Source organism: Mesorhizobium sp. WSM4849 (genome assembly GCF_055811385.1).
This window is the reverse complement of the sequence record NZ_JBVVPW010000126.1, coordinates 1-366: the sequence shown is the minus strand read 5'-3', so window position 1 is coordinate 366 and position 366 is coordinate 1. Positions and strand designations below refer to the sequence as shown.

1 protein-coding gene is annotated in these 366 nt (G+C 69.9%); it reads right to left on the bottom strand.

Annotated features, from left to right (window positions below):
• Positions 1 to 366, bottom strand: a 366-nt coding sequence (locus tag AC0L3L_RS36505) for a transposase (RefSeq protein WP_473642226.1), incomplete at both ends; no start/stop codon positions are given.

Genomic DNA, 366 nt, shown 5'->3' with positions numbered 1-366 from the left:
AGCGCCAGGCGAGCTGGATCATGCCGCGCCTGACCCGCGCATTGCCGGCCCGCGCCAGCCCTTTCTCGCGCCGTTTGGAGCCGCTCTCGTCCGGCGCCCCGGTCAGCCCGGCATAACGGGCCACCGCGCGGCGGTCGCGCAGATTGCGCGACAGGATCTCTTGCACCAGCATGTCTGCCGTCTCGATGCCGATGCCCATCATCCTGGCCAGCATCATCACCATGGGATGGGTGCCCTCCTGCGGCGCCTGCTTCAGCCGCTCCAGGCGTGTCTTCTCGATCTCCTCGAGCTGCGCCCGGATCAGCCGCAGCCGCGCCATGTCGCGGCGCAGTTCGGCCAGCGTGTTGGGTGGCAGCGGCACCCCTT